Annotated in this window: 9 protein-coding genes; 8 read left to right on the forward strand and 1 reads right to left on the reverse strand. The window is 70.2% G+C overall.

The features are described 5' to 3' along the window. Positions 1–174: 174 nt before the first annotated feature. From A4W93_RS01195 to A4W93_RS01220, 6 genes are all read left to right on the forward strand, one after another. The gene (locus A4W93_RS01195; protein WP_085748871.1) at positions 175–951 is read left to right on the forward strand and encodes an MBL fold metallo-hydrolase; all 777 of its coding nucleotides are present in this window, start codon (positions 175–177) and stop codon (positions 949–951) included. Positions 952–1,161: 210 nt separating this feature from the next. Further along, positions 1,162–1,584, forward strand: a complete 423-nt coding sequence (locus A4W93_RS01200; protein WP_085748872.1) for a pilin — start codon at positions 1,162–1,164, stop codon at positions 1,582–1,584. A gap of 62 nt (positions 1,585–1,646) precedes the next feature. Continuing rightward, positions 1,647–2,072, forward strand: a complete 426-nt coding sequence (locus A4W93_RS30680; protein ID WP_085748873.1) for a pilin — start codon at positions 1,647–1,649, stop codon at positions 2,070–2,072. Continuing rightward, positions 2,069–3,925: a Wzy polymerase domain-containing protein gene (locus A4W93_RS01210; protein ID WP_085748874.1), complete on the forward strand. Its 1,857-nt coding sequence runs from the start codon at positions 2,069–2,071 to the stop codon at positions 3,923–3,925. The genes A4W93_RS30680 and A4W93_RS01210 overlap by 4 nt, the downstream gene beginning before the upstream one ends. 97 nt (positions 3,926–4,022) lie before the next feature. After that, positions 4,023–4,814 (forward strand): TfpX/TfpZ family type IV pilin accessory protein, encoded by a 792-nt coding sequence (tfpZ, locus tag A4W93_RS01215; RefSeq protein WP_085748875.1) that lies wholly within the window; start codon positions 4,023–4,025, stop codon positions 4,812–4,814. Positions 4,815–4,860: 46 nt separating this feature from the next. After that, entirely contained in the window at positions 4,861–6,633 is a 1,773-nt protein-coding gene (locus tag A4W93_RS01220) for a PglL family O-oligosaccharyltransferase (protein WP_099959835.1), read from the forward strand. A gap of 3 nt (positions 6,634–6,636) precedes the next feature. Here the strand turns inward: A4W93_RS01220 and moaC are convergent, their stop codons facing one another. Next, on the reverse strand, positions 6,637–7,131 hold the full coding sequence (gene moaC / locus A4W93_RS01225) for a cyclic pyranopterin monophosphate synthase MoaC (protein WP_085748876.1): 495 nt from the start codon (positions 7,129–7,131) through the stop codon (positions 6,637–6,639). Positions 7,132–7,194: 63 nt separating this feature from the next. Between moaC and A4W93_RS01230 the strand changes: the two genes are divergently transcribed. Next, positions 7,195–8,772, forward strand: a complete 1,578-nt coding sequence (locus A4W93_RS01230; protein WP_085748877.1) for a M48 family metalloprotease — start codon at positions 7,195–7,197, stop codon at positions 8,770–8,772. 60 nt (positions 8,773–8,832) lie between these two features. Further along, complete coding sequence (locus tag A4W93_RS01235; RefSeq protein WP_085748878.1) at positions 8,833–14,592, forward strand: alpha-2-macroglobulin family protein; 5,760 nt, start codon at positions 8,833–8,835, stop codon at positions 14,590–14,592.

Consider the following 14,592-nt stretch of genomic DNA (forward strand, 5'->3'; position numbering starts at 1 on the left):
GTGTTTCTTTCGGGTACATCTCCGGCTTCAGAGGGCCGTGGAAATGAGACTTTGACCGCTTGCGCCGGGAGGCGGTCGCCCTCAGCATCGGGGGAACAAGATCGCGATGTCCATGAACGCGCGGTCATTCCGTGGTGGCCCGTGCAGGGCGCCAGCTCCTCTCCGTAGCGCCGCATGAAAATCCGCGTCCTCGGCTGCTCCGGCGCCATTGCCGCCGGCAGCCGAACCACTGCCTTCCTGGTCGACCACGACGTGCTGGTCGATGCCGGAACGGGCGTGGGCGACCTCTCGCTCGACGAGCTGGCCCGCATCGACCACATCCTCGTCAGCCATTCGCACCTCGACCACGTGCTGTCCATCGGCCTGCTGGCCGACAGCGTGATGCGCGTCCGCATGGCCGCGGGCCGCGGCCCGATCCAGGTGCACGCGCTGCCCGAGACCATCGACGCGCTGCGCAAGCACATCTTCAACGGGGTCATCTGGCCCGACTTCACCCGGCTGCCGAGTGCAGAGCGCCCGGCGTTGACACTCGTGCCGTTCGCCGTGGGCGACCGCCTGGCGCTCGGCCAAAAGACCTTCGAAGTGCTGTCGGCCGCCCACACCGTGCCGGCCGTGGGCTTCGCGCTCGTCGGCGACGAGGGCCACTGGGTCTTCACCGGCGACACCGGCCCGAACCCCGCGCTGTGGGCGCGGCTCCAGACCATGAAGGTGGCCCACCTCGTGATCGAGACCGCGTTCTCGGACGACGAGCACGAACTCGCCCGCATCAGCCGCCACCTGTGCCCTGCCGAACTGGGCCGTGAACTCACGAAGCTGCCGGGCAGCGTGGACGTGCACATCACCCACATCAAGCCAGGCGAAGTGGCCAGCGTGATGGAAGAGGTGGGCGCGCTGTCGACCCCGCACCGCATCTCGCCGCTGTTCGCCGGCCAGGTCCTCGACCTCGACTGAGGCACCCGACCTGGCATGCACTGGAATGTCGGACTTTGTGACCATTCCTGTCAGCCCGAAAAGACACCTTGTGCGACTTTCCCTGACACGGGTGACCCAATGTGTCAGTCCTCCGGGCAGATTCCACACGAAAACGGGTTTCCGACCGCTGGCACGACCGCTGCAATGTATTCCACGTGTCCACCCCGATTCCTCACTAGGAGTTTTTCCATGAAGCGTTCCATCCAAAAGGGTTTCACCCTCATCGAACTGATGATCGTCGTCGCGATCATCGGCATCCTGGCCGCCGTCGCTCTGCCGGCCTACCAGGACTACGTGAAGCGTTCGCGCATCTCTGAAGGCCTGGCGCTGGCTTCGGGTGCGAAGACCGCCCTGGCCGAGTACGTCGCCTCGAACAACGAATGGCCGGCCAGCGGCTCCGCGGCTGGCATTGAAGATGGCACCGCCATCAATGGCAACTCGGTGAACTCGGTCACGGTCGGTACGTCGAACGGTCAAATCACCATCGAGTACGCCAGCAAGGCCGGTGGCAACAACATCGTCATTCAAGCTGCGACGACCGCCGGTGGCGTGACCTGGGACTGCCGCGGCGGCTCGGTCGAAGGCAAGTACCGCCCCAGCGAGTGCCGCTGATCGGTCCTGATATCCTGGTTTGACCAAAGGGGCTTCGGCCCCTTTCTTTCTGGAGTTCCGCCATGCGCGTTCAACGCGGCTTCACCCTGATCGAGCTGATGATCGTGGTCGCCATCATCGGCATTCTGGCCGCATTGGCGCTGCCGGCGTACCAGGACTATGTCAAGCGCGCACGGGTTTCCGAGGGACTCGGCCTGGCAACGGGTGTCAAGCACATGGTGACCGAGTACTTTGCGTCCAACTCGCAGTGGCCGACCAGCAACAGCGCCGCTGGTGCCGCCGAGCCGGCCGAAATTCAGGGCCACAGCGTGCGTTCGGTGACCGTCACGAACAACGGCGTGATCCAGATCGCCTTCCGCGAAAACGTGCAGGATGGCGCATTGCTGGAACTCCTGCCGACCAGCGCCGCGCTCCAGGTCAACTGGACCTGCCGTTCGCCCGCGTCGGGTGGACTTCCCGGCAAGTACGTGCCGAGCGAGTGCCGATGAGCGGCACACCTGCGACCAGTCGCAACGGCTGGTGGCTGTCGTGGCTGCCGCTTGCGGCGGCCTTCTTCTTTTCCGTGTTCTCGCCCACCCGGGGCACCTACGAGCTCAACCACATCCCGGACGTCGCCCTGTCGCTCGGCGTCGGCCTGGCTGCGGTGCTGGCGGCCCTGTTCTCAGGGCAGGGGCGGCCCTCGTTGCGGACGCCCCCCCTCATCGCCGCGTATGTGCTGGTGGCATTCGTCCTCCTGACGGTCGCGAGGCGCATCCATTCTTATCCCGACACCCTGGTCTTCGCGCTGGGCGCGTGCCTGTGCTTTGGCCTGATGGCGTGGTTGGCCCCCGTGTGGCGGGCCTGGGCCGGGGCCGACGAACCGGTCGATCGCGCGATGGCCGCGCTCGTGATCGCCGGCGCGTTGCTCAACGCTTATGCCGTGTTCGTCCAGGCGAACCTGATCGCGGACCCGACGGGGTGGGTGATCCGACCCCGCGTGCCGTGGGCACCCGTCGGCAACTTCTACCAGCGCAACCTGTCCTCCCTGATGATGGCTTTGGGTTTCGGCACGCTGCTGGTCTACCCGCGAGCCTTCTCGACGTGGCCGCGGGCGCTGTCGGTCGCGGCCGGCCTGCTCGTCCTGGCGGTGGGGGTCACGTTCACGCAAAGCCGCGCGGGCTTCGTCATGCTGCTGTTCACCGCGGGCTACGGCGGCTGGGTGCTCGGCGCGCGATGGCACGACGCCCGGTCCGGGCGACCGCCGCTCCGGCGCGTTGCCGGCGCGCTGGCGGCCGTCGCGGTCGGTCTGGTCACCGTCTTTGTCCTGCTCACCGTCGTGCAGCGCACCCTCGACGCCACGGTCCTGGAAGGACTGAACCGGCCCGGGGCGATGAAGCGCCTGGCCGAAGGCCACGCGTTCTCGATGCGATGGTACGTGATGATGGCCGGCTTCGAGCGCTGGCTCGAGCACCCGTTGATCGGCGGTGGCTGGGGCCTGCATGCAGGCTGGGTCTACGCCCATGCGCTGGAGCATCCGTACCCGCTGTTCATCAACAACGCCCACAACCTGCTGCTGCACCTGCTCGGCGAGGTCGGCTTGCTTGGCGTGCTGCCGCTGCTGGCGTGCGTCGGGTACACCTTCTGGCGGCAGCGCGTCCTCCCGAGCAGGATCAATCCGTTCCGCCACGTGCTCTGGATGATCATCGGCACCATCGCGGTCCACTCCGTGCTCGAATTTCCCCTGTGGGAAATGTCGTTCGGCGTGCTGTTCTTCTACGCATGGGCGCGGCTGGCGTCGCCGGCGGTCGCCCCCGCGACGTCATCGGCTGCGTCACCCGTGCCGGCTCGCGGCATCGCCGCGGCGATCGGGCTCGTCGTGTTCGCCGGCAGCATCTACTTGCTCGTCGCGATCGACCACGTGGCTGGGACTCGACAGCAGCTTGCATCCCGCAAGGCGATGCGCGCCGACGAAGTGCTCGCGCTGTCCGGATCCGCGCGTTACGTGGGGTTCTCCGATTTCTCCGACTTGATCCTGTACAAGACCTTCCCGGTATCCACCGAACAGTTCGCCGCCAAGATGGAGATGGCCGACCGGCTGGTTTCGCACGTCCCGGACTACTGGGTCGTCGAGCGCCGCGCACAACTCGCCGGACTCGGCGAGGACCGGGCGCGGGCCGTGGATGCGTACCTTCGGCTGTGGGCGATGGGGATCGGGGGGGGGGAGCGGGCGAGAACTCTGCAGGGTCTCGACGACCTGGCGACGCAGCTGCCGGCGCGCTTCGGCCCCATCCGACAAGAGGTCCTTTCGCGCATCGAGACCTTGCCGAAATCTCCGTTCGAGGCGAGCTGGGTCAGCAACTGAGGTTCCCGCGCAGCTCCGGTCGGCCCGCATTCCTGGATACAGTGGAAAGGGTCGTCCACCATGGGCGGCCTGTCGTGTCTCCTCTCTGCCGCCGTTCATGCCAAGCATCTCCTGGTGGCCCCGCCTGCGGGCCGCAAGCGTCCACTTCGTCCTGAGCCTGCTGGTCGCCGCCGCCGCGGCATGGCTCGTCTTCCGCGTCTGGTACCCGGCGCCGTACCAGGTGCTGGCCGGCGGCCAGGGTCTCTTTCTCCTGGTGGTCAGCGTGGATGTGGTGCTCGGGCCGCTGCTCACGCTGGCGGTGTTCAACCCCGCGAAGGGCCGGCGCCGTCTCGGGGGCGATCTGGCGGTGATCGGGCTGGTCCAGGCCGTGGCCCTGGCCTACGGCCTGCACACCTGCTTCGTCGCCCGGCCCGTGGTGCTCGCCTTCGAGGGCGATCGCTTCCGCGTCGTGGCGGCCGTCGAAGTGCTCGCGGACGAACTGCCGAAGGCCGCCCCCCCGTTCCGCAACTTGTCGATCCACGGCCCGGAACTGGTCGGCGTGCGTCGGGCCACCGACGTGGAACGCTACGACGCCATCATGCTCGCCACCCAGGGATTCGACACCGGCCAGCGGCCGACGTTCTGGGTGGACTACGCGCAGTTCCAGCCGCAGGCGGCCGCGCTGGGCCGCTCGCTCGAGGCCGTGCTCGCCCAGTGTCCCGCCCGGCGCGAACAGATCCTCGGCGCCGTCCGGGCCGCGGGCCTCGCGGAAGGCGCGGCCCGTGCCCTGCCACTCATCTCGCGCGAGAGCGACTGGTCCGTGCTGGTCGACACCTCCGGCCGTGTCGCCGGCTTCCTGCCGTGCGACGTGTTTTCGGTGCCGCGGCCCGAGGCGGCCCGGGTTCGGTGAGAATCGCACGCTGGCGCCGAGCCGGCGCGACCTCCAGCCGATCCGCGTGACGTCCCCCATCCCTTCCTCCCGCTCCGTCGACGCTGTCGGCCTCACCGCGGCGCTCGCCGCCATCGCGGTGCCGGTGCTGCTGGCCTACAACCTGCCGCCGTCGTCCACCTTCCTGAACCAGGCCGCGGCCCTCGTGGGCTGGGGCATCTTCTGCGCCGTGCTGGCGGCCTCGCTGCCGCGGTCGGGCTCGGGCGCCGCGTCCGGCGGTCAGCGGGCGCTCGTGGTGGCGCTGGCGGTGCTGCTCGGGTGTGTCGTGCTGTCGATGGTCCGCTCGGGCCTGCCGACGGGCCTCGGGTTGTCCTCGCTCGGGCTGATCGGTGCGGCGGTCCTGGTCGTCTGCACCGCGGCCGCCGTGCAGCGGGCTGGAGCGGGTGAGACCGCGTTCGAGGTCTTTGCCATCGCCCTGCTCGCGGCCGCGCTCGCGAGCGTGGCCATCGCCATCGTGCAGTACTTCTTCCCCGCGTTCGCCGACGGCGACGTGCTGGCGCGCGCGTCCAGCCCCGGCCGGGTGGGCGCGAACCTGCGCCAGCCCAACCACCTCAGCAGCCTGCTGCTGGCGGCGCTCGCCGGCCTCGTGTGGTTGCACGACCGCCGCGAGCAGGCCGCCGCACAGCCGCCCCTCGCGTTCCGCATCGGCACCGTGGCCGTCGGGCTGCTGCTGGTGTTCGGCGTGGTGCTGACCGTCTCGCGCACCGGCACCGTGTGCATCGTGATGCTCGCGCTGTGGGGCGTGATCGACCGGCGGCTCTCGCGGTTCACGCGCGCGATGCTGTGGCTCGTGCCGCTCGTGTACGTGCTGTGCTGGATGGGGGTCAGCGAATGGTCCGCCGCGCAGGCGCACGCGTTCGCCGGCGAGTCGCAGCTGCACAAGTCGGACCTGTCGAGCTCGCGCTTCGGCATCTGGTCGAACACCCTGGCGCTGATCCGCATGCACCCGTGGGCGGGCGTGGGCTGGGGCGAGTTCAACTTCGCGTGGACGCTGACGCCGTTCCCGGGTCGCCCCATCGCCTTCTTCGACCACACGCACAACCTGCCGCTGCAGTTCGCGGTGGAACTGGGCCTGCCGCTGGCCGGGCTGGTGATGGTGCTGATCGTCGCGGCGCTGTGGGGCGCCTTCCGGTGCGCGCGCCACGCCGTGGCGGCCGACCAGCCCGCGGTGCGCTGCGGGCTCGTGATGGTGCTGATGATGGGCGTGCACAGCCTGCTCGAGTACCCGCTCTGGTACGCCTACTTCCTGCTGCCCACCGCGTTCGCGTTCGGCTTCGCCGTGAGCGGCCGCATCGTGGCCGCGCCGCAGCCGTGGGGTGGCCGTGCGTGGCTGGTGGGCGGGGGCGTGGTGCTCGCCGTGGGCGGGGTGTTCTCGGTGGTCGACTACCTGAGCGTGGTGCAGATCTTCGCGCCCGGCAGCCGTGCGGCACCGCTGGAGGAACGCATCGAATCGGGCCGCCGCAGCGTGTTCTTCGCCCACCATGCGGACTACGCGGCCGTCACCACGGCCCAGTTCCCGTCCGTGGAGGCCGCCGGTTTCGAGGTGGCCCCGCACTTCCTGCTCGACGCCCGCCTGATGATCGCGTGGGCCAAGGCCCTGAACGAACGTGGTGACGTGGAGCGCGCCCGCTACGTGGCCGAGCGGCTGAAGGAGTTCAACCACGCGGAGGGCGACAAGTTCTTCGCCGCCTGCAACGACGCCACCACCGACCCGCTGCCGTTCCAGTGTGCGCCGGCGACGCGGTCGTTCACCTTCGAGGACTTCCGCGGGGGGCGCTGACGCTCAGGGCGACGCGACCCAGTCGCCCGACTTGCCGCCGTGTTTCTCGAGCACGCGGATGCCCCCCATCACCATGCCGCGGTCGGCCGCCTTGCACATGTCGTAGACGGTCAGCAGGCCCACCTGCACCGCGGTGAGCGCTTCCATCTCGACCCCGGTGCGTCCGAGCGTTTCCACCTGCGCGGTGCAGCGCACTTCGCTCGCCGCCTCGTCGGTCTCGAACGACACCGTCACGCGCGTGATGGGCAGTGGGTGGCACAGCGGGATCAGGTCCGAGGTGCGCTTGCTCGCCTGGATGGCGGCGATGCGGGCGACACCGAGCACGTCACCCTTCTTGGCCGTGCCGCCCGTGATCAGCGCGAGCGTGGCGGGTTGCATGCGGATCGTGCCGGTGGCCACGGCGATGCGGTGGGTTTCCGCCTTGGCGGACACGTCCACCATGTGGGCCTGGCCTTGCCCGTCGAAGTGGGTCAGCGGGGACGAGGTCGGCTTGGACATGATGGGGAAACAATCGGAAATCGAAGGGGGAAACGCGCGCTGGCATGATAGCGGGACCCTGTGATGGCCGATGCCTTGAAGAACCCTGCCCCCCGTTCCCGGGCCTCCCGCTGGATGGCCCTGCTGTGCGCCGCATTGATGGTCTCGCCGCCGGCGCTCGCTCCCGGATGGGCGCAGAACCGCCTGCCGGGCCTCGGCGACCAGATCTCCGACTCGTTCGGCGTGGGCACCGAGGCCAAGCTCGGCGAGCAGATCATGCGGCAGATCCGGGTCGACCCCGACTACATCGACGACCCGGTGCTGCTCGAGTACGTGCAGTCGCTGTGGAACCCGCTGCTGGCGGCGGCGCGCCGCCGCGGCGACATCGAGGCCGAACTGGAACAGAAGTTCGGCTGGGAGATCTTTCTCGTGCGCGACCGCAGCGTCAACGCGTTCGCGCTGCCCGGCGGCTACGTGGGCGTGCACCTCGGGCTGATCTCGATGACGGCCACCCGCGACGAACTCGCCTCGGTGCTGGCCCACGAAATGACGCACGTGACGCAGCGCCACATCGCGCGCGGCATGGTCAACAGCAAGCGGCAGTCGATCATGAGCGTTGCCGCCATCATCCTCGGCGTGCTGGCGGCCACGCGCAGCAACGGCCGCGCCGGCGACGGCGCGAACGCGGTCATCGCCGGTGGCCAGGCGCTGGCCGTGCAGGGCCAGTTGAACTTCTCGCGCGACATGGAGCGCGAGGCCGACCGCATCGGCTTCCTCGTGATGTCCGACGCCGGCTTCGCGCCGGGCGGCATGGCCGCGATGTTCGAGAAGCTCGACCTGGCGTCGCGCCTGAACGACAGCGGCGGCTACCCGTACCTGCGCAGCCACCCGCTGTCCACCGAGCGGATCGGTGAAGCCCGCGGCCGGCTCGGCGCGGCCGCGCCGGTGGCCCCGGTCAGCGTGCTCGCCCACTCGGCCGCCCAGGGCCGCGCCCGCGTGCTGATGGACACCCGGGCCACCGCGCTCGAACGGTGGGAGAACCAGACCGTCGTCCCGTCCCAACCCGTTGCCGACCAGTTGATCACCGCGTACTCGAAGGGCCTGGCCGCCACGCTGCGGCGCGACTGGGCGCGGGCCGACGAGGCGATCGACCTCGCGCTGGGCCTCGTGCGCGGCAGCCCGCGCAGCGATGCCTCGGCCGAACGCGCCGTGGTGCTCCTCGCGGTGGAGTCGCAGCTCGAGCGCGGCAACCCCGCGCGGGCCACCGAACTGCTCAAGCCGTACGTGGACACCGCCGCCGAGTCGCGCCCCGTGCTGCTGCTGGCCGCCCAGGCCTCGCTGGCGTCGAAGGACCGCGCGGTGCTGCAGTCCATGTCCGACGAGCTGCAGACCTGGACCAGCCTGCACCCGAAGGACGCGCCTGCCTGGGTGCTCCTCTCGCGCCTGTGGGGCCAGATGGGCTTCAAGCTGAGGGCCCTGCGGGCCGAGGCGGAGTCGCGCATCGCGCTGGGCGACTACAACGGCGCCGTCGACCGGCTGCGCGCCGGCCAGCGCCTCGCGAAGGGGGCGCGCACGGCCGACTTCATCGAGGCGTCGGTCATCGACGCGCGCCTGCGGGACATCGAACGGTTGCGCCGGCTCGACGAACGCCCGGAAGGGTGAGCCGCCGAGGGTGAAACGAAGGTTATCCTTGCCGCCACTTTGAAGGCAGGGAACCTTTCGATGAAGTCTTTCACCACGCGTCACCTTCTCTTGTCCGCCGCGGCGTGGTTCGGCGTTGCGTCCTCGGCCGTGGCGGCCACCGTGGCCGGCGTGAGCCCGGTCGGTGAAGTCGCCCAGGTTCGGCAGGTCACGGTCAAGTTCTCCGAGGCCGTGGTGGCCGCGGGCGACCCGCGCCTGCCCGACCCGTTCGGCCTCTCGTGCGAAGGCAAGGTGCCGAACGGCTCCGGGCGCTGGGCCAACGAGCGGGTGTGGGTCTACGACTTCAACGACGCGCTGCCGCCGGGCGTGCGCTGCTCCCTGCTCGCCAAGCCCGACTGGAAGCCGCTGCAGGGCGCGCTGACCGGCACGACGAAGTTCGAGTTCAGCGCCGGCGGCCCGGCGGTGGTGTCGGTGCAGCCCTACTCGGCGAAGGACGCCCAGATCGAGGAGGACCAGCACTTCGTGCTGTCGCTCAGCGGCGCGGCCACGCCCGCGTCGGTGACGGCGCAGGCGCGCTGCGAGATCGAGGGCCTCGGCGACCGGCTGCCGCTGCAGGTGGTGACGGGCAAGGTGCGCGACGAGATCCTGGCGGCCGTCGGCGTCGAAGGCAGCCGGGTCGAGAGCACGCTGGTGGTGAACTGCGGCCGCCCGCTGCCCGCCGACACGCCTGTGCGCCTCGTGTGGGGCAAGGGCATCGCGGCGGCGGCCAACCCGGCCATCGTCACGAAGGTCGAGCAGCGGTTCCCGTTCCGCGTGCGGCCGGTGCTCAAGGCCGAGTTCTCGTGCAACCGCGAACGGGCCGGCGCGCCGTGCTGGCCCCTCGGGGACCTGACGCTCTCGTTCTCGGCGCCCGTGCCGCGCGCGATGGCCGAGAAGGTGCGCCTCGTGCCGCAGGACGGCAAGACCATCACCCCGACGCTGGACCGTGACGGCGGCAGCGACGTCAACGGCATCTCGTTCAAGGGGCCGATGCCGCCGAGCATGTCGTTCCGCCTCGAACTGCCGTCGGACTTCAAGGACGTCGCCGGCCGCCCGCTCGCGAACGCGTCGTCGTTCCCGCTGTCCGTCGCCACCGGCGAGGCCCCGCCCATCGCCAAGTTCGCCACGGCGCCGTTCGGCATCCTCGAGCGCAATGCCGAGCCCATGTTGCCGGTGACGCTGCGCCACGTGCAGGGTGACCTGCGGCCGAACTCGTCCGGCGGCACCGTGCGCATCCTGCGGCTGAAGACCGATGCCGACGTGCTGTCCTGGTACGCGAAGCTGAAGGCCGGCCACGAGGACTGGGACCTGCGGGGCACCTCGTGGCTCAAGTCGCGCAAGGACGCGAAGAGCACGTCGCTGCCGCAACTCGAGGGCGGCGACCCGCGGCCGTTCGAGGTGGTGGGCATCCCGATGAACGAACCCGGCTACCACGTGGTCGAGATCGAGTCGCGCCGTCTCGGCGAAAGCCTGCTCGACCGCAAGGCGCCGATGTACGTGCGCACCGGTGTGCTCGTGACGAACCTCGCCGTGCACTTCAAGCAGGGACGCGAGAACGCGATGGTGTGGGTCACCACGCTCGACAAGGCCCGCCCGGTCGAGGGTGCCGACGTCACCATCAACGACTGCAACGGCCGCCAGCTGTGGTCGGGCCGCACCGACGTCAACGGCCTGGCCCGCGTGGGCGTGCCCATCGACCCGTCGAACGCGAAGTGCGTGTCGCCCGACGGCGTGTTCGTGGTGGCCCGGCTCGCCGAGCGCGGTGGGGCCGAGGCCGACATGGCCTTCGTGTTCAGCCAGTGGACCAAGGGCATCGAGTCGTGGCGCTACGGCCTGCCCACCGGCTGGGGCCGCCAGCCCACCGCCCGCGCGCACACGGTGTTCGATCGCACGCTGCTGCGCGCCGGCGAGACCGTGTCGATGAAACACTTCATCCGCACCGAAACGTCGGGTGGCCTTGCCCCGCTGAAGGCCGCGGATCTCCCCGACATGGTCAAGATCGTGCACGAGGGCACCGGCCGGGCGTTCGAGTTCCCGCTCACCTGGCGCAACCCGCGCAGCACGGCGTCCACGTGGAACATTCCGGCCAATGCCAACCTCGGCACATGGCGCGTGGAGCTGCACCGCGACCGCGTCGACAACCGCCGGGAAAGCAGCTGGACCACGGGCACGTTCCGCGTCGAGGAGTTCCGCGTGCCGCTGGTGGACGCGCGCCTGAGCGGCCCGAAGGGCCCGGTGATCGCCCCGCGCGAGCTGCCGGTGGGTGTGCAGCTGACCTACCTGTCGGGAGGCGGCATGGCCCAGTCCGGCCTGCGGGTGTCGTCGATGCTGCAGAACCGCTACGTCTCCTTCGACGGCTACCCCGGCTTCTCGTTCGACCCGGCGCGTGACATGACCGGCGGTGAGGGCGACGAAGGCGGGGAGGGCAGCGAGGGCGGTGAAAGCCGCCTGGTGGCCGACAAGCTGCCGCTGTCCACCGACAAGAACGGCGCGGCCACCGTCACGCTGAAGGACCTGCCGAAGCTCAAGCGCGCCGGCGACCTGGTCACCGAACTCACCTTCAACGACCCGAACGGCGAGGTGCAGACCGCGTCGATGCGCACGACCGTGTGGCCGAGCGCCGTGGTGCTGGGGGTCAAGACCGGCTCCTGGGTCAGCACGAAGGGCCGCGTCGAGCTGCAGGTGCTCGCGCTCGACACGCAGGGCCGGCCCATCCAGGGCCAGGCCGTGGAGGTGCGTGGCCGCTGGGCGCAGCAGACCAGCACGCGCAAGCGCCTGGTCGGCGGCTTCTACGCCTACGACAACCGCACCGAAGTGAAGGACATGGGCAGCCTGTGCACCGGCAAGACCGATGACCGCGGGTTGATGCTCTGCGAGACCACGATGGCCAACGCCGGCGAGGTGCAGCTGGTCGCCTCCGCGAAGGATGCCGCGGGCAACGCCTCCGAGGCCGCGACGAGCGTGTGGGTCACGCGCCAGGGCGAGATGTGGTTCGCGCAGGACAACGACGACCGCATCGACGTGCTGCCCGAGCGCCGCTTCTACCAGCCCGGCGAGGTGGCGCGCCTGCAGGTGCGCATGCCGTTCCGCGAGGCGACGGCGCTCGTGAGCGTCGAGCGGGAAGGGGTGATCGACACGCGGGTCGTTCGCCTGCGCGGCGACGACCCGACGGTGGACGTCAAGGTCGAACGCGGCTGGGGCCCCAACGTGTACGTGAGCGTGCTCGCGCTGCGCGGTCGCGTGCGCGACGTGCCGTGGTACTCGCTGTTCACGTGGGGCTGGCGCAACCCGGTCGAGTGGGTGCGGGCCTACTGGTACGAGGGCCGCGAGTACGAGGCGCCCACCGCGATGGTCGACCTCTCCAAGCCCGCGTTCAAGCTGGGCGTGGCCGCGTTCAAGGTGGGCCTTGCCGAACACGAACTGAAGGTCGAGGTGACCACCGACAAGCCGCAGTACTCGGTGCGCCAGACCGCCACCGCGCGCATCCGTGTCACGCAGGACGGCGTGCCGGTCAAGGGCGGTGAGGTCGCGTTCGCGGCGGTGGACGAGGGCCTGCTCGCGCTGAGCGCCAACACGTCGTGGGACCTGCTGGGCGCGATGATGCAGCCGCGGGCCTGGAGCGTGGACACCAGCACCGGCCAGAGCGAGATCATCGGCAAGCGCCACTACGGCCGCAAGGCGCTGGCCGCGGGCGGCGGCGGCGGGCGCAATCCCACGCGCGAGCTGTTCGACACGCTGCTGCTGTGGAAGGCCGACGTGGCGCTCGACGCGAAGGGCGAGGCCGTCGTGCAGGTGCCCATCAACGATTCGCTGACGAGCTTCCGCCTCGTCGCCGTGGCCGATGCCGGCGCCCAGCAGTTCGGCGAGGGCCACACGAGCATCAAGGTCACGCAGGACCTGCAGATGCTGCCGGGCCTGCCGCCGCTCGTGCGCGAGGGCGACCAGTTCACCGCGATGCTGACGCTGCGCAACACCACGTCGCGCGAGATGAAGGTGCGCGCCTCGCTCGCCGCCACGGCCAACAAGGCGGTGGGCGGCAACAAGGCGGACCTGGTGCGCGACCCGATCACGCTCGCGCCGCAGGAGGTGGTGCTGGCCGCCGGCAGCGCGAAGGACGTGCTGTGGGGCGTGACGGTGCCGCCCGATGCGGTGAGCATTTCGTGGGAGGGCGGGGCCGAGGAGCTGGGCGGCGAGAAGGTGCGCGACAAGCTGAAGTTCACGCAGTTCGTCGTGCCGGCCGTGCCGGTGCGCGTGTTGCAGGCCACGCTGCAGCAGCTCGACGGCACCGTGACGATGCCCGTCGCGCCGCCGTCCGATGCACTCGCCACCGGCGGGGTGTTGCGCGGCGGCCTGAACGTGGGCGTGCAGCCCACGCTGACCGGCGCGCTGCCGGGCCTGCGCCGCTTCTTCGAGACCTACCCGTTCGTGTGCCTCGAGCAGAAGACCTCGAAGGCCGTGGGCCTGCGCGACAAGGCGCTGTGGACCGCGGTGTCGAACGACCTGCCCACGTACCTCGACGCCGACGGCCTCGCGAGCTACTTCCCCCCGCGGGCCGGCGACGGCCCGCGCGGCAGCGACCGCCTGACGGCGTACCTGATCGCGGCGTCGCACGAGGCCGGCTTCGCCATCGCGCCGACCGTGCGCGACAACATGCTCGAAGGCCTGACCGCCTTCGTCGAGGGCCGCATCGAGCGCAAGTTCTGGTCGCCGCGCGCGGACCTCGACGTGCGCAAGCTCGCCGCCATCGAGGCGCTGTCGCGCCACGGGCGCGCCACGCCGAAGATGCTGGGCTCGATCAACCTGACGCCGAACCTGTGGCCCACGGCCGCGGTCATCGACTGGTACAACATCCTGCACCGCGTGAAGGAGATCCCCGACCAGGCCAAGCGCCTCGCCGAGGCCGACCAGATCCTGCGCTCGCGCCTGACCTACGCCGGCACCACGCTGCGCTTCAGCACCGAGCAGGAGGACTTCTGGTGGTGGCTGATGGACAGCGCCGACTCGAACGCGGCCCGCCTGATCCTCGCCGTGCTGGACGACCCGGCGTGGAAGGACGACCTGCCGCGCCTCGTGACTGGCTCGCTCGGCCGCCAGCGCAATGGCGCGTGGCTCACCACCACGGCCAACCTGTGGGGTTCGCTCGCCCTCGACAAGTTCGCGGCGAAGTTCGAGTCGGTCCGCATCGCCGGCCGCACGACGGCGAACACCGGCGGCCCGGCCTCGGCCATCGACTGGTCGCGCCAGCCGAAGGGCGGGGTGATGCAGCTGCCGTGGCCCGAGAAGCAGGACACGCTGACCGTCACGCAGGAAGGCACCGGCAAGCCGTGGCTCACCGTGCAGAGCCTCGCGGCGATCCCGCTGAAGGCGCCGCTGCGCGCAGGCTATGCGGTGACCCGCACGGTGACGGCGGTGGAGCAGAAGACCAAGGGCTCGTGGTCGCGCGGGGACGTGCTGCGCGTGCGGCTCGAGGTCGACGCGCAGTCCGACATGACCTGGGTCGTCGTCAGCGACCCGGTGCCCGGGGGCGCCACGCTGCTCGGGTCGGGCCTCGGCCGGGACAGCGAGATCGCCACGCAGAGCGCGCCGTCCGACGACAAGGCCTGGCCCACGTTCGAGGAGCGCAGCTTCGAGGCCTTCCGCAGCTACTTCGAGTACCTGCCGCGGGGCAAGCACGTGGTCGAGTACACCATGCGGCTGAACAACCCGGGCACGTTCTCGGTGCCGCCCACGCGCGTGGAGGCGATGTACTCGCCCGAGACCTTCGGTGAAGCGCCCAACGCGGCGATCGAGGTGAAGCCGTGA

Origin of the sequence: Piscinibacter gummiphilus, from assembly GCF_002116905.1 — a bacterium.
In the GTDB taxonomy this organism is placed as follows: Bacteria; Pseudomonadota; Gammaproteobacteria; order Burkholderiales; family Burkholderiaceae_C; genus Rhizobacter; species Rhizobacter gummiphilus.